The sequence below is a fragment of the Cellulomonas sp. NEAU-ZC6 genome (genome assembly GCF_056844425.1).
Genome location: NZ_JBXFYH010000002.1, coordinates 354429 through 379213 on the forward strand (window position 1 = coordinate 354429; position 24785 = coordinate 379213).

Consider the following 24785-nt stretch of genomic DNA (forward strand, 5'->3'; position numbering starts at 1 on the left):
CGCACACACCACAAAGGAGCCCCAGCGAGGCCGAGCACCGGCGTGCGGCGCGGAACACCGCGCCGCACGCCGGTGTTCTGCTGCCGCGGGAGTGTGCCGCGGTCGACCGGCCGGGGCGCCCCGCGCGGAGAGGAGCCACGATGACGGACCAGAAGAGCTACGAGGTCAGCAAGGACGAGGAGCAGTGGAAGGTCGAGCTGAACCCGGCCGAGTTCCAGGTGCTGCGCCTGGCGGGGACCGAGCGTCCCTGGACCGGTGAGCTGCTCGACGAGCAGCGCGAGGGCGTCTACAGCTGCCGCGCCTGCGGCAACGAGCTGTTCCGCTCGGACACCAAGTTCGACTCGCACTGCGGGTGGCCCAGCTTCTTCTCCCCGCTGGCCGGGGACAAGGTGGAGCTGATCGAGGACCGCTCGCTCGGGATGGTGCGGACCGAGGTGCGCTGCGCGCGCTGCGGGTCGCACCTGGGGCACGTCTTCGACGACGCGCCGCAGACCCCGACGGGTGACAGGTTCTGCATGAACTCGGTGTCGCTGACGTTCGCTCCCGCCGTAGGCTGACCCCCATGTGGGCGAGGGGGGCGCGGATGCTTCAGGGACGCGCCCGCCGTGCCGATATCACGGACGTGGAGCAGGCCCTGATCGTCCGACGGTGGCGCCGTTACGGTGCCGACCGGCTGTACGTGACGGCCGACACCGGAGCCCCCCTCGGCAGCGTCGACCTCGCCACCGGTCAGGTGGCCCTCGAGGCCGACGCTGCAGCCCTCGAGGGCAGCGGCCTGGAGGAGGCCGTGCGCGCCGCCGCGCAGGCGTACCTGCGGGCCGACCTGCCCGAGCTGGTGCTGCCGGCGTCCGCCGTGCTGCCGGCCGAGGAGCCGCCGGTGGCCGAGCGTGCCCCGTCCCGCCCGCACGGCCGCCGCGCGCGCCGCGACGCCGCCGAGGGCGCTGCCTCCGGCGCCGCCCCCGCCGCGCCTGCCGCACCGCTCCTGGGGGCGGACGGCGCGGACGGCGACGCCCCCGCGCCCCGCGGCCGGCACCGCGCGGCCGACCTGGTGAGCCCGCGCGCCGACGCCGAGCCGCGCGGTGCGCAGGAGAGCCTGTGCGACCGGCTGGACCGGCTGGTCCTCGACGGCTGGCACGCCCTGCACGACGTCCCGGTCGGCCGGCAGGGCACCGTGGTCGCGCACCTGCTGATCGGCCCGCCCGGCGCCTTCGCGGTGGCGGAGCGCCCGCTCGGGATCGCCGGGCCGGGTCACCACGTGCTCGACGGCCGGCACCTCTCCGCCGACGGCCAGGGCGTCCCGGACCTGCGGGACGTGCGGCTCGCCGCCGCCCGGGCCGGTTCCCTGCTGCGCGCCGCCGTGGGCTCGCCCGTCGCCGTTCGTGGCGTCCTCGTGGTGCCCGGCACCGTCGAGGTGCGCGAGCCGTCGCCCTACGACGCGCTGGTGCTGGCGGACGACGCCGTGCCGGACGCGTTCGCCGCGATGCCCGCCCGCTGGTCGACCGGCCGCGTGGACGCGGTCGCGGCGATCGCCCGCCGGCGCACCACCTGGGCGCTCACCTGGGCGTGACGGCCTCGCCGTCCTTGTCGGTCCCGTCGGGGCCGTCGGCCGGCTGCGTGCGCGGCGGCGTCGCCGTGAGCGCGTCGTTCAGCCGGTGCAGCTGGTCCGCCAGCAGCCCGCGCTCGTCCTCGGCCCAGCCGCCGAGCGCGCGCTCCAGGTAGCCCCGCCGCGCCTCGCGCGCCGCGTCGACCCGCCGGGCGCCCTCCTCGGTGACCCGGATCAGCTGCCCGCGCGAGTCCTCGGGGTCCGGCCGGCGCTCGATCAGCCGCAGCTGCTCCAGCCGGGCCAGCTGGCGGGACATCGTGCCGCGCCCCACGCCGATGTGGTCCGCGAGCTCGCTGGCCCGCACGTCGGGGTCGCGCTCGATCTGGACCAGCAGCGGGTACGCCGACGGGTCCAGGTCCGGGTGCACGACCCGGGCCATGCGCTCGGCCGACGCGCGCGCCCGCCGGAGCAGGAGCCCGAGCTCGGACTCGATGCGGGCGACGGGGTCGGTCGGGGTGTCCACCCGACCATTGTGGACGACGCGAGGCGCCCGGCCGCCGGAGCGGTCGGGCGCCTCGCGTGGTGCCTCGTGGTGCTGGTGGTGCCGGTGCGGGTCAGGCGCGGCGCGCGGCCTCCGCCTGCTCCGTCTCCGCCTGCTGGCCGACGGCCTGCTGGGCACCGGGGGTGCCCGCCTCGGCGACGACCGACTCGCTGGTCTGGTCCTGGTCGAGCAGCTGCTCGACGCCGGAGCGGCGGCCCAGCGGGACCTCCTTGAGGAACAGCACGGCGATCAGGGCGATGACGCCGATCGGGACCGCGATGAGGAACAGGTCCGCGATGCCCTCGCCGTACGAGGACTCGACGATCGTCTTGATCGGCTCCGGCAGCGTGGAGACGTCCGGCACGGCCGTGGTGCCGCCGCCGAGCGCCGCCGGGTCGATGCCGGCGCCGGTGAGGCCGTCCGTGACCAGGGTGGTGATCCGGGAGCCGAGCACGGCGCCCAGCGCCGAGACGCCGATCGCGCCGCCGAGGCTGCGGAAGAACGCCACGGTCGCGGTGCCCGAGCCGGTCTCGGAGACGTCCAGGGTGTTCTGCACCGCGAGCACGAGGTTCTGCATGAGCATGCCCATGCCGGCGCCCATCACGAACATGTACAGGCCGACCAGGACGAAGCTGGTGTCGTAGCGGATGGTGCCCATCAGCGCGAGGCCGACGGTGAGCGTCGCGGCGCCCGCGACCATGAAGCCCTTGTACCGGCCGTACTTGGTGATGAGGCGGCCGCTGATGGTCGACGACACGAACAGGCCGAGGATCATCGGGATGGTCAGCAGGCCGGACTGGGTCGGGGTCTTGCCCCGCGCCACCTGCATGTACTGGCTGAGGAACACCGAGGTGCCGAACATGGCCACGCCCACCGCGATGCTCGCGATGACCGACAGCACCAGGGTCCGGTTCCTGAACAGGTGCATGGGGATCAGCGGGTCGGCGACCTTGTTCTCCACGAGCACGGCCACCGCGAGGACCACGATCGAGCCGATGACCATCACGAAGGTCTGCCAGGACAGCCAGTCGAAGTTGTTGCCGGCGAAGGTGACCCACAGCAGCAGGGTCGCGATGCCGACGGAGATCAGCGCGGCGCCCCAGTAGTCCAGGCGGACCACCTTGCGGGCCCGGGCCGGCAGGTGCAGCGTGCGCTGCAGCACGATGATCGCGGCGACGGCGAACGGCAGGCCGACGAAGAAGTTCCAGTGCCACGAGATCGCGTCGGTGATCACACCGCCGAGCAGCGGGCCGCCGACCATGCCGATGCCCATGATGCCGCCCATGAGGCCCATGTACTTGCCGCGCTCGCGCGGGCTGAGGATGTCCGCCATCAGGACGGTGGCGAGGGCGGTCAGGCCGCCGGCGCCGATGCCCTGGAGGGCGCGCATGCCGATCAGGAAGCCGACGTCCGTCGAGAACCCGGCGGCCGCGGACGACAGCACGGAGATGACGAGCGCGATCTGGATCAGCAGCTTGCGGTCGAGCAGGTCGGCCAGCTTGCCCCAGATCGGGGTGGTGATGGTGGTGGTCAGCAGGGTCGCGGTGACGACCCAGGTGTAGGACGACTGCGAGCCGCCGAGGTCGGACACGATCTTCGGCAGGGAGCTCGACACGACGCTCGTGGCCAGGATGGACACGAACATGCCGAGCAGGATGCCGGAGAGGGCCTCCATCACCTGGCGGTGGTTCATCGCGGGCGCGGGCCCGCTGTCGACGGTCGGGCTCTCGGCCCGGGTGGTGCTGCTCATGCGGTTCTCTGCTTTCGAGGCGGTGGTGCTGCGGTGCCCGGCGCCGTCGGCGGACAAGAGGGTGCGGTGCGGTGCGTCCGGGGTCGGACGCGGGTGCGGGGGCCGGCGCCGCGGGTGGCGGGGGCCGGCGGGTCCGTCAGGTCGCCGTGACGGCGAGCTCGGGGGCGGGCGCCGGCGCCTGGGCGGCGGAGCGCGCGTCGAGTCCCGCCACGGTGTCGGCGACGCGCTCGATCTGCGCCGCGGCCGCGACCAGCTCGGCGGCGTCCCAGCCGCTGAAGATCGCGGCGGCCCGCTGGTCGAGCGTCACCTTCGTCTCCGCGGTGAAGGCGGTGCCGCGCGGGGTGAGCCGCACGGTGCGGACCCGGCGGTCGGTGCCCGGGGCGTCCGGCGTGCTGCGCTCGGCGTACCCCGACTCGACCAGGGCGGTGATCTGCCGGCTGGCCACGGAGATGTCGACGTGCAGGTGCTGGGCGATGTCGCCGGTGCCCATCTCGCCCTTCTTGTCGAGCAGCCAGAGCAGGCTCAGGGCGGCTCGCGGGCAGTCGAGGTCGCGCGCCATCTCGGTGGCGACCTCGCGCTGGACGCGCTGCAGACGCGCGATCGCGTCGATCAGCGCGCGGTACGCGGGGGTGGTCGGCACGTCGTCCTCTTTCGTTGGTTGCAGCAGGCAAACTATCACAACGGTTGCGTGCGGCAACTTGTTCCCGAGGCGACGTGACCACCCTCACGCCCGACCGGGATGCGGCCGCGGGCCGTCGAGGTCGGTGGTCGCGCGGCCACGAGGGGTGCGGAACCACCGACCTCGCGTGCGTCGGAGCCCGCCGGGGGGTCAGCGGCCTGCGGCGTAGCCCTGCATGCCACGGGGGTTGGCGGCGGCGTGCAGCATCCCGTCCGGGCGGACGCCGGCGGCGCTGACCCGGCCGAGGCTCCACGGCCCGGCGTCGTGCACCGCGTGCCCGCGCCGCGCGAGCTCGGCGAGCACGTCCGCGCCGAGCCGGGACTCCACCTCGGCGCCGTGCCGGACGCTGGTGCGCGGGTGGAACGACGACGGCACGTGCGTCGAGTGCCAGCCGGGCGCGTCGATCGCCGCCTGCAGGTCGAGACCGCCGAGCAGGTGGTGCAGCAGGAACGGCACGGTCCACTGGTCCTGCTGGTCGCCGCCCGGGGTGCCGAAGGCGAACCCGCCGCCGTCCCGCAGCACCAGGCCGGGGCTCAGCGTGGTGCGCGGCCGGCGTCCCGGGGCGAGCGACGACGGCAGGCCCGGCTCCAGCCAGAACATCTGCGCCCGGGTCGGCAGCCCGAACCCGAGGCCCGGCACCACCGGGGAGCTCTGCAGCCAGCCGCCGGACGGCGTCGCGGACACCAGGTTGCCCCAGCGGTCCACCACGTCGACGTGGCAGGTGTCGCCGCGGGTCTCCCCGGTCGGACGCACGTCGAGCGCGGGGCCCCGGGTCGGCTCCCCGGTGCCCGCCGCGCGGCTGCCCGCCGGGAGGTCGTCCTCGTACCGGCCGGGCCACACGGGGGCGCCGTCCGGCCCGGCCACCGGCTCGCCGAACACCCGCGCGAGCCGCGGGACGCGACCGCCGGGGGAGCCGGGCCGCACCCCGTCGGCCGCCGTGCGCCCGACCAGCCGGGCGCGCTCGGCGGTGTACGCGTCGGAGAGCAGCGCGTCCAGCGGCACGTCGCCGGCACCGGGGTCGCCGTACCAGGCCTCCCGGTCGGCGAACGCGAGGTTCGTGACCTCGAGCGCCGTGTGCACGAGCTCCGCGGAACCCAGGTCCGCGTCCGCGACGCCGAGCGCCTCGAGCAGCCGCAGCTGCTGCAGCAGCACCGGCCCCTGCCCCCACGCGCCGGTCTTGTGCACCTGCACGCCCGCGAACTCGACGGCGACCGTCGGCTCCTCCGTCACGCGCCAGGTCGCCAGGTCCTCGGCGGTGAGCAGCCCCGCGTGCTCGCGGCCGGACGAGTCGCGCACCGGCGTCCGGACGTAGTCGGCCATCGCCTCGGCGACGAACCCCTCGTAGAACGCGCGCCGTGCCGCCTCGATCTGCGCGAGCCGGTCCGGGCCGGCCGCCGCGGCCTCGGCCAGCACCCGGGTGTAGGTTTCGGCGAGCGCGGGGTTGCGGAACCGGGCGCCGGCCTCGGGCACCTGCCCGCCCGGCAGGTACACCGCCGCGGAGGTGGGCCAGTGCTCGGCGAACAGCTGCTCCACCGTGCGGATCGTGCGCACCGCCGACGGCAGCAGCGGGTAGCCGTCCCGCGCGTAGCCGATCGCCGGGCCGAGCACGTCGGACAGGGGCAGCGTGCCGTACCGCGCGAGCAGGTCGAGCCACGCGCCGAACGCCCCGGGGACCACCGCGGCGAGGTGGCCCGTGCCGGGCACGACGTCCAGGCCCTGGTCGGTGTACGCCGTGATGGTGGCCGCCGCGGGGGCGGTGCCCTGGCCCGCGACGACGAACGTGTGCCCGTCCGCGGCCCGGTGCCCGATGATCGGGGCGTCGCCGCCCGGCCCGTTCAGGTGCGGCTCGACCACCTGCAGCGTGAACCCGGCCGCGGCGGCGGCGTCGAACGCGTTGCCGCCCGCCTCGAGGACCGACTGCCCGACGGCGCTGGCCAGCCAGTGCGTCGAGGCGACCATGCCGTGCGTGCCGACGATCTCGGGACGGGTGGTGAACACGGGCGGCTCCTCGCGGCAGGGGGTGGGGCGACGTTCACGGTACGTCGCCGCCCCACCCGCCGCCCGGTCCCGCCGGCCCGTGTCAGCGCGCGTACCGCCGCATGGTCAGCGGGCCGAACACCGCCACCAGGCCGACGCTCCACGCCAGGACCGTGAGCACCTCGCTGCCCACCGGCACGTCGCCCATCAGCCCGCGCACCCCGGTGACGAGGTCCGAGATCGGGTTGACCTCGACGAACGACTGCAACCAGCTCGGCATCGTGGCGGGGTCCACGAAGATGTTCGACCCGAACGTCAGCGGCGTGATCACCAGCATGCTCGCGCCCATCACGGCGTTCGGGGTCCGCAGGACGAGCGCGAAGAACGTCCAGATCCAGCCGAACGAGAACGCGAACAGCAGCAGCAGCGCGACCCCGGCCAGGACGCCGAGCGGTCCGCCCGCGGGCCGGAACCCGATCACCAGCCCGAGCGCCAGGATCACGGTCGACGCGATCGAGAACCGCACCGCGTCGCCGAGCAGCATCCCGACCAGCGCCGACGGCCGCCAGATCGGCAGCGACCGGAACCGGTCGAACACGCCCTTCTGGATGTCGGTGTTGAGCGTGACGCCCGTGTACATCGTGATCATGATGACGCCCTGCACCAGGATCCCCGGGAGCAGGAACTGGATGTAGTCGTCCACGCTGCCGGCGATGGCCCCGCCGAACAGGTAGGTGAACAGCAGCGTGATCATCACCGGGAACACGGTGACGTCGAACAGCTGCTCGGGGACGTGCTTGATCTTGAGCAGCGCGCGCCAGCCGAAGGTCAGCGAGGTGGTCCACCCGGCCGGGCGGGCCGGGCGGGTGCCGGAGGCCAGGACGCCGCGCACGGCGTCGGAGGCGACGGTGTCGGTGCCGGTCGTCGTCGCGGTCCGGGTGTCGTCGATGCTCATGCCGCCCCCCTCGTGGTCGCGTCGCGGTCGTCCGCGTCGCCGTCGTCGGTGCTCTCGGCCGGGTGGCCCGTCAGGGCGAGGAACACCTCGTCCAGCGACGGCTGGCCGAGCGAGAACTGCGCGACCGGCACGTCCGTCGCCTCGAGCGCGGCGATCGCGCGCATGGCGGGCGCCGAGGACTCGACGGTCGCCGTCAGGGCGGCGGGGTCCGGGTGGTCGGCGACGGCGGTGCCGAGAGCCCGCTCCAGGACCTCGCGCGCCCGGGCCCGGTCGTCGGGGTTCAGCAGCCGCACGTGCAGCGCGCTCGCGCCGACGGAGGACTTCAGCTGCCCCGGGGTGCCCTCCGCGATGACCTTGCCCGCGTCGATCACCGAGATCCGGTCGGCCAGCTGGTCCGCCTCGTCCAGGTACTGCGTGGTCAGCAGCACCGTCGTGCCCGCGGACACCATGGCCCGCACGATGTCCCACACCTGGTTGCGGCTGCGCGGGTCCAGTCCGGTCGTCGGCTCGTCCAGGAAGATCAGCTCGGGCGTCACCACGATGCTCGCCGCGATGTCGATCCGTCGCCGCATGCCGCCCGAGTACTTCTTCACCTGGCGGTCCGCGGCGTCGGCCAGCCCGAACGCGTCGAGCAGGTCGCCGGCCCGGGCGCGCGCGGCCGGCCGGGAGAACCCGAACAGCCGCGACACCAGCACCAGGTTCTCCAGCCCGGTGAGGTCCTCGTCCACCGAGGCGAACTGCCCCGTCAGCGCGACGCGGCTGCGGACCTCGTCGGCGTCCCGGACGACGTCGCGGCCCAGCACCCGGGCGCTGCCCCCGTCGGGCCGCAGCAGCGTCGCGAGCATCCGGATGGTCGTGGTCTTGCCGGCGCCGTTCGGGCCCAGGAACCCGTGGACGCCGCCGGCGGCGACCCGCAGGTCGATGCCGTCCACGGCCCGGGTGTCCTTGAAGAGCTTGACCAGCCCCTCGGTCTCGATCGCGGTCGTCATGGTGCGTGCCTCTCGTCGGGAGCCCCCGGCACGCGGCACCGGCGGGTCGGGCGGGGTGGCGATGGTGCGCTGCTCGGCCGGCGGTGGCACGAGGACCGGGTCGCCCGACCAGGGCGAGCCGCTATTCCTAGTAGGAACAACGTGGACCAGCGTAGGTTGGCGGGCATGGCCACGGCAACGGGTTTCCCCGACGGATCCGGGGCGGACCCGGGACCGCGGCCGACCCTCACGCCCACGGGGTACGCGCTGCTCGGTCTGCTGATGTTCGCAGGACGCACCGACACGGCGGTCACGGCCTACGAGCTCAAGCAGCGCGCCGACCGGACGCTGCGGTACTACTGGGTCGCACCGGCGATGAGCCAGGTCTACTCCGAGGTCAACCGGCTGGTGGCGGCAGGCCTCGTGGCCGCGCTGCCCGACCCCGCCGTGCCGGACTCCTCGGTGCCGGACTCCTCGATGCCGGACCCCGTCTCGCCGGTCCCGGTGGAGCCGCCCGGGCGGCGCACCACCCGGTACGCGATCACGGACGCGGGGGACCGCGTGCTGCGGGAGTGGCTCACCGCCACGCCCGCCGACTTCCCGGTGCTCAAGCACCCCGTCGCCCTGCGGCTGCTCATGGGGCACCTCAGCGACCCGGCGACGGTGGGCGCGATGCTCGACGACTACGTCGCGGCGCTCGCGGACCGGCGCCGCGACCTCGCGGGGGTGCGGGAGCTGCTGGGGGACCGGACGGAGGTGCGGTACCCGGCGATGGTGGCCGACTGGGGGCTGGCGTACTACGACGCCGAGGCGCGCATCGTCGCCGAGCTGCGAGAACGGGTGGCGGCGGACCTGGACGGCGAGGAGCGGCCCGGGACCGGGCCGGACGGCGGGCCGGGAGCCGGTCCGGACGCCGGTCCGGACCCCGGCTGAGCCCTCACCGCCGCGCGGGCACGCCCTCCGCGGCCTTCCGCGCCGTCTCGGCGACGCGCGCCGCCCGGGTCGCGTCCCGCCGCGCGTCGGCGACCCAGCGCAGCACCATCATCCGGGCGCTGCGGCTGAAGCCGTCCCACTGCGCCCGCGCGCCGGGCAGCGCGGCGAGCGCCGCGGCCAGGTCGTCCGGGACGACCAGGGCCTCGATGTCGTCCAGCAGCGTCCAGGAGCCGTCGGCCCGCGCGGCGGCGACGGTCGCGGCCCCGGCGGGCTGCATCAGCCCGGCCGCCTCCAGCCGCGCGACGCGCGCCTTGTTCAGCCCGGACCACCCGCTGCCCGGCCGGCGCGGCGTGAACCACTGCATCGTGGTGTCCGGGTCGGGCGCCCAGGCCTGGCCGTCGATCCAGCCGACGACCAGCGCCTCGAGCACCATCTCCTCGTACTCGAACCGGGGCCGGCCGGTCCCCGGCTTCCACCGCACCAGCCAGACGCCGGGCGACGTCGTGTGGTGCTCCGCGAGCCAGGCGCGCCACTCGCCGAGCGTCTCCGCGTGGAACCGCGGCCGGTCGGCGAGCGGCCCGCCTGCCACCGTCAGTGCCCGCCGGCCGGCGCGGGCAGGTCCTCCGCGGGGTCGGGCGCCTCGCCCTTGCCGATGCGCGAGTGCCGGTAGGAGTAGACCGCGTAGATGACCAGGCCGGCCGCGAGCCAGGCCGCGAACCGCAGCCAGGTCAGCGTGGTGAGGTTCGACATCAGCCACAGGCAGGCGACGCCCGACAGGATCGGCAGGAACGGCGACCACGGCACCTTGAAGCCGCGGGTCAGGTCCGGGCGCGTGCGGCGCAGGATCGGGATGCCGAAGCTGACCAGCACGAACGCGGACAGCGTCCCGATGTTGATCATCTCCTCGAGCAGCTCGACCTTCGACAGCCCCGCGATCAGGGCGACGACGATGCCGGTGCCCACCTGCAGGCGGATCGGCGTCTTGTACCGGTGCGAGGTCCGCGAGATGCCGCGCGGCAGCAGGCCGTCCCGGCTCATCGCGAACACGATCCGCGTCAGGCCCAGCAGCAGCACCATGATCACCGAGGTGAGGCCGACCAGGATGCCGATCGAGATCACCTTGCCCGCCCAGTCCGCGCCGACCAGCACGAACGCGGTGGTCAGCGACGGCGACTCGGCGGCGGCCAGGTCGGTGTAGGACACCATGCCCGTGACCACGATCGTCACCAGGATGTAGAGCACCGTCACGATCGCCAGGCCGCCGAGGATGCCGCGCGGCACGGCGCGCTGCGGGTTCTTGGTCTCCTCCGCGGTGGTCGCGACCACGTCGAACCCGATGAACGCGAAGAACACGAGCGCGGCGCCGGACAGCACGCCCATCACGCCGTAGGTCGACGGGTCGAACCCGGACAGGAACGAGAACAGCGGCTGGTGCAGGCCCGAGGAGGACTCGGCCGGCTGCGACGGCGGGATGAAGGGCGAGTAGTTCTCGGCCCGCACGTAGAAGAAGCCGGCGACGATGACGAACAGCGTGATGCCGACCTTGATGATGGTGAAGATGCTGTTCACGCGGGTGCTCAGCTTGGTGCCGACCGCGAGCAGCGTGGTGAACACCCCGACGACCAGCACCGGGCCCCACTCCAGGTCGACCGGGCCCAGCTCCAGCGTCGTGGGCAGGTCCACGCCGAACAGGGCGAACGCGTCCGAGAGGTACACGCCCCAGAACTTCGCGATCACCGCGGCGGCGAGCAGCATCTCCAGGATCAGGTCCCAGCCGATGATCCAGGCGACCAGCTCGCCGGCCGTGGCGTACGAGAACGTGTACGCGGACCCGGCGACCGGCAGCGTCGAGGCGAACTCGGCGTAGCACATGATGGCCAGCGCGCAGACGACGGAGGCGATCAGGAACGAGATGATCACGCCCGGCCCGGCGTAGTTCGCGGCGGCGGTGGCGCCGACCGAGAAGATGCCCGCGCCGACCGCGACCGCGACGCCGAGGACCGCGAGGTCCCAGGCGGTCAGGTCGCGTCTGAGCGACCGGTCCGGGTCGTCCGTGGTGGCGAGCGCGTGCTCGACGGACTTGCGGCGCAGCACGCTGCGGTTGCTGATGGGCACCGGGGAACCCCCTCGGTCGACGGTGGGACCGCGCGAGAATGCCGAATGTCGTGCCTCGTCGCACGCCGGGGTCCGGCATGTGGGACCGGACCCGACTCCGCGTCAGATCCCGCCCGGGAAGCCTAGCTGCCGCCACGCCTCGTAGACAGCGGTGGCGGCCGCGTTCGTGAGGTTGAGCGAGCGCCGGCCGGGCTGCATCGGGATCCGCAGGCGGTCGGTCACGCCCGGGTGCGCCAGCGCCTCCGGGGGCAGCCCGGTGGGCTCCGGGCCGAACAGCAGCGCGTCTCCGTCCTGGTACGCCACGTCGGTGTACCGGCGCTCGGTGTGCGTGGTGAACGCGAACACCCGGGACGGGGCCAGCGTCGCCATCGCCGCGTCGAGGTCCGGGTGCACCACCACGTGCGCGAGGTCGTGGTAGTCCAGGCCGGCGCGCTTGAGCCGCGGCTCGTCCATCACGAAGCCCAGCGGCTCGACCAGGTGCAGCGTGGCCCCCGTGGCGGCGGCGAGGCGGATCGCGTTGCCGGTGTTCCCGGGGATGCGGGGCTCGAAGAAGACGACGTGCAGCACCCGGTGATCCTCTCACCGCGTGCGGGCCGTGCCGGTGCGCGGCGTCGCCACCTGCGCCGACGTCGGCGGCGGGGGATAACCTCTGCGGTGGGTCCGATGGGGCCCGCCACCCGCGAGAGGACGACGATGCCGACGAGCCCCGAGTACCGCGCCGCAGACGACCGGTACGAGGCCATGCCGTACCGCAGGACCGGCCGCAGCGGCCTGGACCTGCCCGCGCTCTCCCTGGGGCTGTGGCACAACTTCGGCGACACCACCCCGATGGAGACGCAGCGTGCCGTCATCCGCCGCGCGTTCGACCTCGGGATCACGCACTTCGACCTCGCGAACAACTACGGCCCGCCCTACGGCTCCGCCGAGGCGAACTTCGGCCGGCACCTCGCGCAGGACCTCAAGCCGTACCGCGACGAGCTCGTCATCTCGTCCAAGGCCGGCTACGACATGTGGCCCGGCCCGTACGGCGACGGCGGGTCGCGCAAGTACCTGCTGTCCTCGCTCGACCAGTCGCTGACCCGCCTCGACCTCGACTACGTCGACGTCTTCTACTCGCACCGGCCGGACCCGTCCGTGCCGCTCGAGGAGACCATGGGCGCGCTGCACACCGCCGTCACCAGCGGCAAGGCGCTGTACGCCGGCGTCTCGAACTACTCGCCGTCCCGCACCCGCGAGGCCGCGCGCATCCTGGCCGAGCTCGGCACCCCGCTGCTGATCCACCAGCCCTCGTACTCGATGTTCAACCGGCACGTCGAGCAGGTGGCCGAGGGCGAGTCCGAGTCGCTCCTGGACGCGGTGGGCGACCTGGGCGTCGGCATGATCGTGTTCTCCCCGCTGCAGCAGGGGCTGCTGACCGGGCGGTACCTGTCCGGCGAGGTGCCCGCGGGCTCCCGCGCCGCGACCAGCCACTTCCTGTCCGCCGACACGATCGACGACACCTACCTGGCCCGCGCCCGGGCGCTGAACGGGATCGCCGAGGGCCGTGGCCAGTCGCTCGCGCAGCTCGCGCTCAGCTGGGTGCTGCGGGACCAGCGCGTCACCTCCGCGATCATCGGGGCGTCCTCCGTGGCGCAGCTCGAGGACAACGTCGCCGCGCTCAGCGCCCCGCCGCTGACCGACGAGGAGATCGCGACCATCGAGCCGCACGCCGTCGACGGCACCGCGCGCCGGTGACGAGCCCGGTGACCCCGCCGGGAGCGGCGGGCGGTGCCGGCCTGCCGGTCGTCCTGCTGCACGGGCTGACCGACTCGTCGGCCTGCTGGCCCACGGTGCTGCACCGGTACGCCGGGACCCGGCCGGTGGTCGCGCTGGACGCGCGCGGGCACGGCGGGACGCCGCTGCCCGACGAGCCGTTCACCATCGCCGCGCTCGCTGCGGACGCGGTGACGGCCCTGCGGGCGCTCGACCTCGGGCCGGCGGTCGTCGTCGGGCACTCGATGGGCGGGGTCACCGCGGAGGAGCTCGCGCTGACCGCGCCCGACCTGGTCGCCGCGCTCGTGCTGGAGGACCCGGCGTGGCACGAGGCGGGCCGGCTGCGGGCGGACGACGGCTCGGTCGTCGGGGTGGCGACCGGTCCCGGCCGTGCCGAGGGCGAGCCCGGCGGGCGTCCGGCGTGGCTCGGCCCGGCGATCGACGCCGTGGCCGGGCGGACGGTCGAGCAGATCGCCGCCCGCGGCCGGGTCGAGAACCCCGCCTGGTCCGAGGACGAGATCCAGGGCTGGGCCGACGCCAAGAGCCGGCTGGACCCGCGGCTCGCGCAGGTGCCGCACGACTGGGCCGGCCGGGACTGGGTCGAGTCGCTGTCCCAGGTCCGGGTGCCCGTCACCCTGCTCACCGCCGAGCCCGGGCGCGGCGTGGTCAGCCCGCGGCAGGCCGCGCGGGCGGCCGAGCTGCTCGGCGACCGGCTGACGCACGTCGCCGTGCCCGGCGCCGGGCACAACGTCCGCCGCGAGGCGACGAGGACGTACCTCGCCGCGCTCGACGCGGCCGTCGCGGCCGCCGACGCCCGCCGCTGACCCGCCGCTGACCTGCCGCTGATCCGCCCGGCCCCGGCCGTCGCGGCTCTCCTCCGCGGCTCCGGATCTCGCCGAGGTCGAGCGCGCGGCACGAGGGAGGGCGTCGTGGCGCTCTACCTCGGCGAGGAGGCTCGACCTCGGCGGACGTGACGCCGAGGGAAGCGGCGCGCGGCGCGGGCGGCGGCGTCAGCCCAGGACGGCGGCGACCACGAGCAGGGCGGGGACCGCCAGGATCGTGGTGACGAGGCCGGCGTCGCGGGCGAGCGCGGTGCCCTGGCGGTACTGGATCGCGTAGACGAGCACGTTCTGCGCCGTCGGCAGCGCCGAGACCACCGCCACGGCGAGCAGCGCGTCGCCCTCCAGGCCGAGCAGCGTGCCGAGGCCGATCGCGAGCGCCGGGTGCACGACGGCGCGCAGCACCGCGACCAGGGCGATGTCGCCGCGGGGCGCCTGCTCGGCGCGGACCCGTGGCGCGGCAAGCGACATGCCGAAGGTCAGCAGCGCGAGCGGCGGGGCGGCGGCGCCGAGCAGCGCGAGCGGCTGGAACACGACCTCGGGCAGCGTCCACGGCAGCGCGGCCAGCGCGAGGCCGACGAGCGTCCCGATGATGACGGGGTTGCGCAGCGTTCGGCGCAGCACCGACCGCAGGGTGCGCAGCCGGCCGCGGGTGAGCGGGTCGGCGACCGCGGTGTCCTGGGCGCGGCGCCGGGCGTCGAGCACCACCATCGCGATCGGCCCGAGCACCAGCTGCTGGTAGAGCGTGGGCGGCACGACGCTGACGATGCTGCCGAGCAGGTACGCGGTCAGCGGGATGCCGATGTTGCCCGCGTTGACGTAGGACGACGCGAGGACGCCGACCACCACGTCGCCGGACGACCGCCGGCGGACCAGGCCCAGGACGACCGCCGCGACCAGCGCGACCACGGTGGTGCTCGCGAACGTGACAACCGCGGACCGGGAGACCAGCAGGCCGAGGTCGGCGCGCCCGAGCGTGTCGATGAGCAGCGCGGGCGTGGCGACGGTGAACGCGGTCGCGGCCAGCACCCGCTGCGCGCCCTCGCCGAGCACCCCGGTGCGCCCGACGAACCAGCCCGCGGCGACGACGACGGCGATCGTGCCGAGCGCGGACAGGACGGCGAGCATCAGGCGACGGTGCTGCCCGTCGCCCCGTCGCCGTCGGCGAGCAGCCCCACCGACGCGGCGTCGGAGGCCGCCTCGTCGGCGGTGGGCAGGGGCCGGCCCTCGACGGTGGCGATGACGCCGGGCCCGTACCGGTCGAGCTTGGCCGCACCGATGCCGCTGACCCGCGACAGGGCGTCGAGGTCGGTGGGCCGGGCGACGGCGATGTCCCGGAGGGTCGCGTCGTGGAACACGACGTAGGCGGGCACGCCCTGTTCCTTGGCCGTGGTCGCCCGCCAGGCGCGGAGCCGCTGGAACAGCGCGGCGGCGTCGTCCCCGAGCTCCGCGGCCGCCGCCTCGGCGGCACCGCCGCCCCGGCGCCGGCCGGACCCGGACCCCGAGCCGGAGGACCGGCTGCGGCCCGGCGCGCGCGTCTCCTCGCGCAGCGGCACCGGCCGGTCGCCGCGCAGCACCGCAGCGCTCTCCTCGGTCAGCCGGAGCGTGCCGTACCCGTCGCCGTCGACGCCCAGCAGGCCCTGGGCGAGCACCTGGCGCACGACGCCCCGCCACTGCGCGTCGGACAGGTCCGCCCCGAGCCCGAACGTGGACAGCTCGGTGTGCCCGAGCTGCTCGATCCGCGCGGTGCGCTTGCCGAGCAGGATGTCGACCAGGTGCCCGGCGCCGTAGTGCTGGTTGCGCTCGCGCTCCAGGCGGACGACGGTGGACAGCAGCTTCTGCGCCGGGACCGTGCCGTCCCACGTCTGCGGCGGGTTCAGGCAGGTGTCGCAGTTCCCGCAGGGACCCGTCTCCTGGCCGAAGTACGCGAGCAGCTGCACCCGCCGGCAGCTCACCGTCTCGCAGAGCGCGAGCATGGCGTCGAGGTGCGCGGACAGCCGGCGCCGGTGCGCGGCGTCTCCCTCGGACGTGTCGATCATCCGGCGCTGCTGCACCACGTCCTGCAGCCCGTACGCGAGCCACGCGGTGGACGGCTGCCCGTCGCGGCCGGCGCGGCCCGTCTCCTGGTAGTAGCCCTCGACGGACTTCGGCAGGTCCAGGTGCGCGACGAACCGCACGTCCGGCTTGTCGATGCCCATGCCGAACGCGATGGTCGCGACCATCACCAGGCCCTCCTCGCGAAGGAACCGGGACTGGTTGCGGGCGCGGACCTGCCGGTCGAGGCCCGCGTGGTACGGCAGCGCGGGGACGCCCTGGGCGGACAGGAGCTCGGCGGTCTGCTCCACCGAGTTCCGCGACAGGCAGTAGACGATCCCGGAGTCGCCGGGGTGCTCGGCGCGGATCAGGTCCAGCAGCTGCGTGCGCGGGCTGGCCTTCGGCACGATCCGGTACTGGATGTTCGGCCGGTCGAACGACGCGACGAACTGCTTGGCCCCGGTCAGCTGCAGCCGCTCGGCGATCTCGGTCCGCGTGGCGGCGGTCGCGGTGGCGGTCAGCGCGATCCGCGGGACGCCCGGCCACCGCTCGTGCACGACGGAGAGCCCGAGGTAGTCGGGCCGGAAGTCGTGGCCCCACTGCGACACGCAGTGCGCCTCGTCGATCGCGAACAGGCTGATCCGGGCGCGGTCGAGCAGCGCGAGCGTCTCGGGGACCCGCAGGCGCTCGGGCGCGAGGTAGAGCACGTCGAGCTCGCCGTCGAGCAGCGCCTGCTCCACGGCCCGGCGCTGGCCGAGGTCCTGGGTGGAGTTGAGGAAGCCGGCGCGCACGCCGAGGGCGGACAGCGCGTCCACCTGGTCCTGCATCAGCGCGATCAGGGGGGACACGACCACGCCCGTGCCCTCCCGGACCAGCGCCGGCACCTGGTAGCACAGCGACTTGCCGCCGCCGGTCGGCATGAGCACCAGCGCGTCCCCGCCGGCGACCACGGTGTCGATGATCTCGGCCTGCTCACCGCGGAACGCGTCGTAGCCCCAGACCTCGCGCAGGACGTCGAGGGGAGCGCGGCCCGTGGTGGTGTCGTGCGCGGGGTGGTCGACCGGGTGCGCGCCCGTCGGGTCGCCGTGCGCCGCCGCGGCCCGGCCCGCCGCCGGCCTGCCGGCGCCGCCGCTGCCGGTCGTGGTGCTGCCGGTCGTGCTGCTGCCCGCCGTGCCGGCGTCCGGCGCTGCGCCGCGGGCGTTCCCGCCCGCGCGCGGTCCGGCTGCCCGGTGCGGCTCGTACGGGGGCTCCTCGGCCGGGTCGTACGGCGGCTCGTCCGGCAGCGGCCACTCGTCGTCCCATGCCTGCGTCACGCCGTCCACCCTAGTGGCGCCCGCCCACGCACCCGGCTGGTCGTCCACAGCCCCCGGGTACGCCCGAGGGTGACGAGGACGGGGTTGGCAGGGGAGGGGTCGGAGTCTAGGGTTCGGGCTGGGCCACCCGGCCCGGTCCGCACGACGCGAGGAGGTGGACGCGATGGACGACACCGCGAGTAGTCGGCATCCGTCGACGCCCGTCGTGCTGCACGCGCCGGCCTGAGCCGCCCCGAGGCGGTCCACGGCCGCGCGTCCTGCGCCGGCGGCCTCGGCGGATGCTCCGGCGCCGACGCTGCGCGCCGCCCGCGCCGCCTCGTGCGCCCGCGCCGCAGCTGCGCCGCCCGCGCCGCCCCGTGCGGCGCACCCCACCGACGTCACCGCCGCGTGCCGTGACGCCCGACCGCCCGCCACCGCTCCGCGCCGACGCTCCTGCGCCGACCGTGCCGTGCCGCCCCCGGCGCGCCCGCCTCCTCCGCGAGGTGCCGCGCGCCGCCGACGGTGCCGCACCTCGGCCCGCCGCGTCGTCGTGCTGCGGCCGGCCGGCACCGCCTGGTCCCGCCCCGCCTCGCCGGTGGTGGCGCCGCGCGCGTGCCCGCCGCGGGTGCCGGGTCGTCCCGGGACCCGCGGCCCACCCTCCTGGAGCGTGCGCCATGACCCGTCACCCTGCCGTCCTGACCCCGCGCCGGCCCGGCGCCCCGCACCCGACCGACCTGGACCTGCACGACGTCGTCGCCGTCGGCACCCGCCGGGCCGTGGAGATCTGGCTCGAGTCCACGCCGGACCCGCGCTCCCGCGCCGACCAGGTCGCCGACCTGTCCGACGACCAGGTGCGCACCCTGGTCGGCCTGCTGGACCCGGCGTCCGCCGCCGACCTGCTGGAGTCGCTCGACCCGCACGCCGCCGCCGAGGTGCTGGACGTGGTCCCGGACGCCGTGGCCGCCGGCCTGGTCGACAGCATGGACCCGGACGAGGCCGCGGAGCTGCTGCGCGCCCTGCCCGACGCCCGGCGGGCGGCCGTGCTCGCGGCGATGGGCGTCGCCCGGTCCGCCGTCGTCCGCGGGCTGCTGGCGTGGCCGGCCGAGTCGGCCGCCGCGCGGATGAACCCCGAGGTCGCCACCGTGCGGCCGACGATGACCGTGCGTGCGGCGGTCGACGCGCTGCGCGCCCAGCCGGACGCGTCCACCGACGGCGGCGAGGTCTACGTGACCAGCGACCCGGCGGGCCCGGCGGGCGCGGCGCTGCTCGGGGTGGTCACCTTCCGCGACCTGGTGCTCGCGGCGCCGGACCGGCTCGTGGCCGACCTGATGCGCGAGGACGTGGTCACCGTGGAGCCGGCCGCCGACCGGGAGCGCGCCGCGCGGCTGCTGCACGACCACCGGCTCGGCGCCCTGCCCGTGGTCGACGACGGCCGGCTGCTCGGCGTCCTCACCAGCGACGACGTCGCCGAGATCGTCGAGCAGGAGGCGACGGAGGACGCGGTGCGCCAGGGCGGTGCCGAGCCGATGGACGTGCCGTACCTGCGGGCGTCGCCGTTCCTGCTGTGGCGCAAGCGGATCGTGTGGATGCTCGTGCTGTTCGTGACCGCGACGATCACCAGCAGCGTGCTGCAGCACTACGAGGACGAGCTGGCGACGGTGATCGCCCTGACGCTGTTCGTCCCGCTGCTGATCGGCGCAGGCGGGAACGCGGGCACCCAGATCACCGCCACCGTGATCCGGGCGATGGCGACCGGCAGCGTGCGGCTGCGCGACGCGGGCGCGGTGGTGCGCAAGGAGCTGGTCACGGGCCTGATGGTGGCGGGCACGATCGCGGTGGTCGGCTGGCTGCGGGCGTGGACGCTCGGCGTCGGCGGCGAGGTCGCGCTGACCGTCGCCGTGTCCGCGGGCGCGATCATCCTGTGGTCCGCGCTGGTGGCCTCCGTGCTGCCGCTGGTCCTGCGCCGCGTCGGGCTGGACCCCGCCGTCGGGTCGGGGCCGCTCATCACCACCGTGGTCGACGGGACGGGTCTGATCATCTACTTCACCGTCGCGCGCCTGCTCATCTCGGCGCTCCAGGGCTGAGGTCCGGCGGCACCCGTAGGGTGTGCGCGTGCGGGAGGAGACGGGTGCGGCGGCGGGCTCGCCGGTGGAGAGCGTCGACCGCGCCCTGCGCACGCTCGACGCGGTGGCCGCCGCGGGCCCGGGCGGGGCGGCGCTGGCCGACCTGTCCGTCGCGCTCGGCGTGCACAAGACCACGGTGCACCGCTCGCTCGCCGCGCTCCGGCACCGGGACTACGTCGTGCAGGACCCGGTCACCGGCCGGTACGGGCTCGGGCCGGCGGCGGTCGGGCTCGCGGACCGGTACTTCGCCGAGGACGACCTGCCCGCCCGGCTGCACGGCGCGCTGGTCGCGCTGTGCGCGGCCGCCGACGAGCTGGTGCACCTCGGCGTGCTCAGCGGTGTGCAGGTGGTGTACCTGGACAAGGTGGAGCCCGAGCGCCCGGTGCGCGTCTGGTCGGCCGTCGGCCGGCGGAACTGGGCGGCGACGACCGCCCTCGGCCGGGCGATGCTCGCGTTCGGCGACACCCCGCGTGCGACGCTCGACGGCTACGTGGCGGCGGTCGAGCCCGCGGGGCGGGTGTCCGCCGAGCACGTGGCGGCCGAGCTCGCGGACGCCCGGGAGCGGGGCTACGCGATCGAGGTCGAGGAGAACGAGCCCGGCATCGCCTGCCTCGCGGTGCCGCTGCTGCGCGGCACGCGGCCGGTCGCCGCGCTGAGCGTCACCGCGCCGGCCGACCGCATGACGCCCGCGCGCCGGGCCGAGCTGCACGACCGCGTGCGCGCCGTCGTGCCCCCGCTGCTGCCCGCGGGCCTGCAGCTCCCGCCGCGCTGAGGTCGACCGCGGCCGGCGTTGCCCGGGCCGGCCCTGCCGTGCCACGATACGTTGCGCACGGCGCAGCGGCCGTTGCGCACAGCGGAACGAAGGAGCTCCCTGATGGTCGACGTCCTCTCCCGGCTCGCGGCGCACCGGCTGGTGCCGGTGGTCGTGCTCGACGACGCGGCCGACGCCGGCCCGCTGGCGGAGGCGCTGGTCGGCGGCGGGCTGCCGGTCGCCGAGATCACCTTCCGCACCGCCGCCGCCCCGGACGCGATCCGCGCGATGGTCGACCGCGGCGACGTCCTGGTGGGTGCCGGAACGGTGGTCACGCCGCAGCAGGTGGACCAGGCGGTCGCGGCCGGCGCGCGGTACCTGGTGTCGCCGGGCACGTCGCGAGCCGTCGTCGAGCGGGCGCAGGAGCACGGCGTCCCCGTGCTGCCCGGTGCCGTCACGGCGACGGAGGTGCAGGCCGCGCTGGAGCTGGGCCTCGGTACCGTGAAGTTCTTCCCCGCCGGCACCTCCGGCGGCAGCGCGGCGATCGCCGCGCTCGCGGCCCCGTTCGGCGACGTCCGGTTCGTGCCCACCGGGGGGGTCGGCCCGGCGAACCTCGACGAGTACCTGGCGCTGCCCTGCGTCGCGGCTGTCGGCGGCTCCTGGATGGTGCCCCGCGACCGGGTGCGCGCCGGCGACCTGGCGGGCGTGCGCGCCCTCGTCGCCGACGCGGTCGCGCTCGCCGCCCGCCTGCGCCCCTGACCCGCCTGCGCCCCTGACCCGGCTGCGCCCCTGACCCGCCTCGCCCCTGACCCGGCCCACCCGCAGGAGACCCACCGATGCCGCTCCAGATCCGCCCCGCCGCCAGCACCCGCTACGACGCCGTCGCGCTGGGCGAGGTGATGCTCCGCCTCGACCCGGGCGAGGGCCGCATCCGCACCGCCCGGCAGTTCCGCGCCTGGGAGGGTGGTGGCGAGTACAACGTGGCCCGCGGGCTGCGCCGCGCCTTCGGCCTGCGCACCGCGGTCGTGACGGCGCTCGCGGACAACGAGATCGGCCACCTGGTCGAGGACCTGGTGCTGACCGGGGGCGTCGACACGTCGTACATCCGCTGGGTGCCCTACGACGGCATCGGCCGGGACGTGCGCAACGGCCTGAACTTCACCGAGCGCGGCTTCGGCGTGCGCGGCGCGGTGGGCGTCTCCGACCGCGGGCGCACCGCCGCGTCCCAGCTGGCCCCGGGCGACGTCGACTGGGACCACCTGTTCGGCGAGCTCGGCGTCCGCTGGCTGCACACCGGCGGCATCTACGCGGCCCTGTCCGACACGGCGGCGGCCACCGTGCTCGAGGCCGTCACCGCGGCGCAGCGGCACGGCACCGTCGTGTCGTACGACCTCAACTACCGGCCGAGCCTCTGGCGGTCGGTCGGCGGCCAGGCGCGCGCCCAGGAGGTCAACCGCGAGATCGCCCGGCACGTCGACGTGATGATCGGCAACGAGGAGGACTTCACCGCCGCGCTCGGGTTCGAGGTCGAGGGCGTCGACGAGCACCTGGCCGACCTCGAGGTCGGGTCGTTCGGCGCGATGATCGACCGGGTCGCCGCCGAGTTCGGCAGCTTCCAGGTGATCGCGACGACGCTGCGCACGGTGCGCTCCGCCAGCACGAACGACTGGGGCGCCCTGGCCTGGTCCCGTGACACCGGCCTGGTCCAGGCGACGCACCGGCCCGGGCTGGAGATCCTCGACCGCGTCGGCGGCGGCGACTCGTTCGCCTCGGGCCTGGTGTACGGCCTGCTCGAGGGCGAGCCGCTGGCGACGGCCGTCGAGTACGGGGCGGCGCACGGTGCGCTGGCGATGACCACGCCGGGGGACACCTCGATGGCGTCGAAGGCCGAGGTGCTGAAGCTGGCCGGGGGTGGCGGGGCGCGCGTGGACCGCTGAGCCGCCCGCGGACGACGACGGCCCCGCCCCCCGAGCAGGGGGACGGGGCCGTCGGGCGTGCCGGTGCGGGTCAGCGCACGTCGTCGTCGACCCAGTCGAGCGTCTTCTGCACGGCCTTCTTCCAGAGCCGGTACTGCCGGTCGCGCTCGCCCGAGTCGAGGTCCGGCGTCCAGCGCGCGCCCTCGGCCCAGTTGTCGCGGACGTCCTGCTCGCCGTTCCAGAAGCCGACCGCGATGCCCGCGGCGTACGCGGCGCCGAGCGCGGTGGTCTCGGCGACCTTCGGCCGGATGACCGGCACGTCGAGGATGTCGGCCTGGAACTGCATGAGCAGGTTGTTGGCGGTCATGCCGCCGTCCACCTTGAGCTCGGTCAGGTCGACGCCCGAGTCCGCGTTCATCGCGTCCAGCACCTCGCGGGTCTGGAAGGCGGTGGCCTCCAGCGCCGCGCGGGCGATGTGGTTGCGGTTGACGAACCGGGTCAGGCCGACCAGGGCCCCGCGGGCGTCGGAGCGCCAGTACGGCGCGAACAGGCCGGAGAACGCCGGCACGAAGTACGCGCCGCCGTTGTCCTCGACCTTGCCGGCCAGGTACTCGATGTCCGGGGCGTCGGTGAACATGCCCAGGTTGTCGCGGAGCCACTGCACGAGGGAGCCGGTGACGGCGATCGACCCCTCGAGCGCGTAGACCTGCGGGGCGTCGCCGATCTTGTACGCGACCGTGGTGAGCAGGCCGTTCTTCGACTGCACCGGCTCGGTGCCGGTGTTCAGCAGCATGAAGTTGCCGGTGCCGTAGGTGTTCTTGGCCGTGCCGACCTCGAAGCAGGCCTGGCCGAACGTGGCCGCCTGCTGGTCGCCCAGGATGCCGGCGATCGGCACGCCGGGGACGAAGCCGCCCTGGCGCCCGTGGCCGTACACCTCGGAGGAGGAGCGGATCTCGGGGAGCATCGACATGGGCACGCCCATCTCCGCCGCGATCTCCTCGTTCCAGGTGAGCGAGTCGACGTTCATCAGCATCGTGCGGGACGCGTTCGTGACGTCGGTGACGTGCACGCCGCCGTCGACGCCGCCCGTCATGTTCCACAGCACCCAGGAGTCGGTGTTGCCGAACGCGAGGTCGCCGCGCTCCGCCTTCTCGCGGGCGCCCTCGACGTTGTCGAGGATCCAGCGGATCTTCGGGCCGGAGAAGTAGGTGGCGAGGGGCAGGCCGACCCGCTCCTTGTAGCGCTCGGCGCCGCCGCCGAGGGCCGCGAGGTCGTCGCAGATCTTCTGGGTGCGGGTGTCCTGCCAGACGATCGCGTTGTACACGGGCTGGCCGGTGGTGCGGTCCCAGACCACCGCGGTCTCGCGCTGGTTCGTGATGCCCACGGCGACGATGTCGGCGTAGGTCTTGTTGGCCCGCGACAGCGCGAGGCTGACGACCTCGCGGGTGTTGGTCCAGATCTCGTTCGGGTCGTGCTCGACCCAGCCGGCCCGCGGGAAGATCTGCTGGTGCTCGGTCTGGCCGGTGGCGACGATCTGGCCGCCGTGGTCGAAGATGATCGCCCGCGTCGAGGTGGTGCCCTGGTCGATCGCCATCACGTACTGCTCGGACATGGTGCTTCCTTCGCGTCGAACGGTCCCGCCCGCGGGCGGGGTGCGGCACCGCGGGGGCGGCGCTGCCAAGGACGGTGCGGCACGCGTGCCGCGACAGAGGCGCTCGCGACGGAGCGCGCCGCGTGCGGGTGCCGGCGCCCGCTCCCGCAGGGGTGGGGGCGGGCGCCGGTCTCAGGTCAGGCGACCCAGCCGATCGACATCGCGAGCAGACCGCCGAGGATGCCGCCGAGCGCGGGGCCGAGCACCGGCACCCAGGCGTAGCTCCAGTCCGACGAGCCCTTGCCCCGGATCGGCAGCAGGGCGTGCGCGATGCGGGGGCCGAGGTCACGCGCGGGGTTGATGGCGTACCCGGTCGGGCCACCGAGGCTGGCGCCGATGCCGACCACGACGAGGGCCACGCCGAGCGGGCCGATCTGGGCGGGCGTGTTGCCGCTGATGACCACCCAGAACACCAGCACGAACGTGCCGACGACCTCGGTCAGGAAGTTCCAGCCGTAGGCGCGCAGCTCCGGGCCGGTGGAGAACACGGCGAGCTTGACGCCCGGGTCCGCGTCCTGGTCGAAGTGCTTCTTGTAGGTCAGGTACGCCAGGGTCGAACCCACCGCGGCACCGGCGAACTGGGCCGCGATGTACAGGAAGCCGTTGGCGGCGTTGACCTCGATGCCGGGCGCGAACTCGTCCTTGCCGGCGGCCCAGATGCCCAGGGTGACGGCGGGGTTGAGGTGGGCGCCGGACTGGAAGGCCACGTACACACCGGTGAAGACCGCGAGGCCCCACCCGAAGTTGATCAGCAGCCAGCCGCCGCCGAACCCCTTCGTCCTCGGCAGGATCACGTTGGCGACGACACCGGCACCCAGCAGGAGCAGGATGGTGGTGCCGAGGAACTCGGAGAGGACGGCATCTCCGATCGAGATGGAATCCACAGTCGGCCTCTTTCTTGACGGACGTCGTTGTCTCGCAGGGAGCTCCGGCCGGCCGGGGACGGCCGGCCGGAGTGCGGCCGGG

22 protein-coding genes are annotated in these 24785 nt (G+C 74.9%); 9 read left to right on the forward strand and 13 right to left on the reverse strand.

Annotated features, from left to right (window positions below):
- Nucleotides 1–140: 140 nt before the first annotated feature.
- Both msrB and AC1050_RS11820 read left to right on the forward strand, forming a co-directional pair.
- The gene (msrB, locus tag AC1050_RS11815) at nt 141–557 is read left to right on the forward strand and encodes a peptide-methionine (R)-S-oxide reductase MsrB (RefSeq protein ID WP_482387603.1); all 417 of its coding nucleotides are present in this window, start codon (nt 141–143) and stop codon (nt 555–557) included.
- Nucleotides 558–583: 26 nt separating this feature from the next.
- Complete coding sequence (locus tag AC1050_RS11820; RefSeq protein WP_482387604.1) at nt 584–1567, forward strand: NERD domain-containing protein; 984 nt, start codon at nt 584–586, stop codon at nt 1565–1567.
- Here the strand turns inward: AC1050_RS11820 and AC1050_RS11825 are convergent.
- The 6 genes from AC1050_RS11825 to AC1050_RS11850 form a co-directional block, all read right to left on the reverse strand.
- Entirely contained in the window at nt 1554–2066 is a 513-nt protein-coding gene (locus tag AC1050_RS11825) for a MarR family winged helix-turn-helix transcriptional regulator (protein ID WP_482387605.1), read from the reverse strand. The genes AC1050_RS11820 and AC1050_RS11825 overlap by 14 nt on opposite strands.
- Nucleotides 2067–2157: 91 nt before the next feature.
- On the reverse strand, nt 2158–3834 hold the full coding sequence (locus AC1050_RS11830; RefSeq protein WP_482387606.1) for an MFS transporter: 1677 nt from the start codon (nt 3832–3834) through the stop codon (nt 2158–2160).
- Nucleotides 3835–3970: 136 nt separating this feature from the next.
- Nucleotides 3971–4474, reverse strand: a complete 504-nt coding sequence (locus AC1050_RS11835; protein WP_482387607.1) for a MarR family winged helix-turn-helix transcriptional regulator — start codon at nt 4472–4474, stop codon at nt 3971–3973.
- 189 nt (nt 4475–4663) lie between these two features.
- A complete protein-coding gene (locus AC1050_RS11840) occupies nt 4664–6472 on the reverse strand; it encodes a gamma-glutamyltransferase family protein (protein WP_482387930.1) in 1809 nt (602 codons plus the stop codon).
- Between the two features lie 121 nt (nt 6473–6593).
- Nucleotides 6594–7445 (reverse strand): ABC transporter permease, encoded by an 852-nt coding sequence (locus tag AC1050_RS11845; protein ID WP_482387608.1) that lies wholly within the window; start codon nt 7443–7445, stop codon nt 6594–6596.
- On the reverse strand, nt 7442–8434 hold the full coding sequence (locus AC1050_RS11850) for an ATP-binding cassette domain-containing protein (protein ID WP_482387609.1): 993 nt from the start codon (nt 8432–8434) through the stop codon (nt 7442–7444). The genes AC1050_RS11845 and AC1050_RS11850 overlap by 4 nt, the downstream gene beginning before the upstream one ends.
- A gap of 165 nt (nt 8435–8599) precedes the next feature.
- Between AC1050_RS11850 and AC1050_RS11855 the strand changes: the two genes are divergently transcribed.
- Nucleotides 8600–9346, forward strand: a complete 747-nt coding sequence (locus AC1050_RS11855; RefSeq protein ID WP_482387610.1) for a PadR family transcriptional regulator — start codon at nt 8600–8602, stop codon at nt 9344–9346.
- A gap of 4 nt (nt 9347–9350) precedes the next feature.
- On the opposite strand, the gene AC1050_RS11860 is transcribed toward AC1050_RS11855, so the two are convergent.
- The 3 genes from AC1050_RS11860 to AC1050_RS11870 all read right to left on the reverse strand — a co-directional run bounded on the left by AC1050_RS11860 (nt 9351) and on the right by AC1050_RS11870 (nt 12028).
- Complete coding sequence (locus AC1050_RS11860) at nt 9351–9935, reverse strand: YdeI/OmpD-associated family protein (protein WP_482387611.1); 585 nt, start codon at nt 9933–9935, stop codon at nt 9351–9353.
- Between the two features lie 2 nt (nt 9936–9937).
- The gene (locus AC1050_RS11865; RefSeq protein WP_482387612.1) at nt 9938–11461 is read right to left on the reverse strand and encodes an amino acid permease; all 1524 of its coding nucleotides are present in this window, start codon (nt 11459–11461) and stop codon (nt 9938–9940) included.
- 102 nt (nt 11462–11563) lie between these two features.
- Nucleotides 11564–12028 carry a tRNA (cytidine(34)-2'-O)-methyltransferase gene (locus tag AC1050_RS11870; RefSeq protein WP_482387613.1) on the reverse strand — a complete coding sequence of 155 codons (465 nt, stop codon included), beginning with the start codon at nt 12026–12028 and terminating at the stop codon, nt 11564–11566.
- A 126-nt stretch (nt 12029–12154) separates the two neighbouring features.
- On the opposite strand from AC1050_RS11870, the gene AC1050_RS11875 reads away from it, so the two are divergent.
- Both AC1050_RS11875 and AC1050_RS11880 read left to right on the forward strand, forming a co-directional pair.
- On the forward strand, nt 12155–13195 hold the full coding sequence (locus AC1050_RS11875; RefSeq protein ID WP_482387614.1) for an aldo/keto reductase: 1041 nt from the start codon (nt 12155–12157) through the stop codon (nt 13193–13195).
- On the forward strand, nt 13192–14037 hold the full coding sequence (locus AC1050_RS11880; RefSeq protein WP_482387615.1) for an alpha/beta fold hydrolase: 846 nt from the start codon (nt 13192–13194) through the stop codon (nt 14035–14037). Before AC1050_RS11875 ends, AC1050_RS11880 begins: the two co-directional genes overlap by 4 nt.
- 186 nt (nt 14038–14223) lie before the next feature.
- Here the strand turns inward: AC1050_RS11880 and AC1050_RS11885 are convergent, their stop codons facing one another.
- Complete coding sequence (locus AC1050_RS11885; protein WP_482387616.1) at nt 14224–15180, reverse strand: AEC family transporter; 957 nt, start codon at nt 15178–15180, stop codon at nt 14224–14226.
- Nucleotides 15180–17399, reverse strand: coding sequence for a DNA helicase RecQ (recQ, locus tag AC1050_RS11890; RefSeq protein ID WP_482387617.1), 2220 nt, complete (start codon nt 17397–17399; stop codon nt 15180–15182). Before recQ ends, AC1050_RS11885 begins: the two co-directional genes overlap by 1 nt.
- A gap of 653 nt (nt 17400–18052) precedes the next feature.
- Between recQ and mgtE the strand changes: the two genes are divergently transcribed.
- The 4 genes from mgtE (at nt 18053) to AC1050_RS11910 (ending at nt 22189) form a co-directional block, all read left to right on the forward strand.
- Nucleotides 18053–19462 (forward strand): magnesium transporter, encoded by a 1410-nt coding sequence (mgtE, locus tag AC1050_RS11895; RefSeq protein WP_482387618.1) that lies wholly within the window; start codon nt 18053–18055, stop codon nt 19460–19462.
- Between the two features lie 28 nt (nt 19463–19490).
- Nucleotides 19491–20273, forward strand: a complete 783-nt coding sequence (locus AC1050_RS11900; RefSeq protein ID WP_482387619.1) for an IclR family transcriptional regulator — start codon at nt 19491–19493, stop codon at nt 20271–20273.
- Nucleotides 20274–20375: 102 nt separating this feature from the next.
- Complete coding sequence (gene eda / locus AC1050_RS11905; RefSeq protein ID WP_482387620.1) at nt 20376–21011, forward strand: bifunctional 4-hydroxy-2-oxoglutarate aldolase/2-dehydro-3-deoxy-phosphogluconate aldolase; 636 nt, start codon at nt 20376–20378, stop codon at nt 21009–21011.
- A 77-nt stretch (nt 21012–21088) separates the two neighbouring features.
- On the forward strand, nt 21089–22189 hold the full coding sequence (locus AC1050_RS11910) for a sugar kinase (protein WP_482387621.1): 1101 nt from the start codon (nt 21089–21091) through the stop codon (nt 22187–22189).
- Nucleotides 22190–22259: 70 nt separating this feature from the next.
- Here the strand turns inward: AC1050_RS11910 and glpK are convergent, their stop codons facing one another.
- On the reverse strand, nt 22260–23780 hold the full coding sequence (gene glpK / locus AC1050_RS11915; RefSeq protein ID WP_482387622.1) for a glycerol kinase GlpK: 1521 nt from the start codon (nt 23778–23780) through the stop codon (nt 22260–22262).
- A 176-nt stretch (nt 23781–23956) separates the two neighbouring features.
- The gene (locus AC1050_RS11920) at nt 23957–24694 is read right to left on the reverse strand and encodes an MIP/aquaporin family protein (RefSeq protein ID WP_482387931.1); all 738 of its coding nucleotides are present in this window, start codon (nt 24692–24694) and stop codon (nt 23957–23959) included.
- Between the last annotated feature and the right edge of the window lie 91 nt (nt 24695–24785).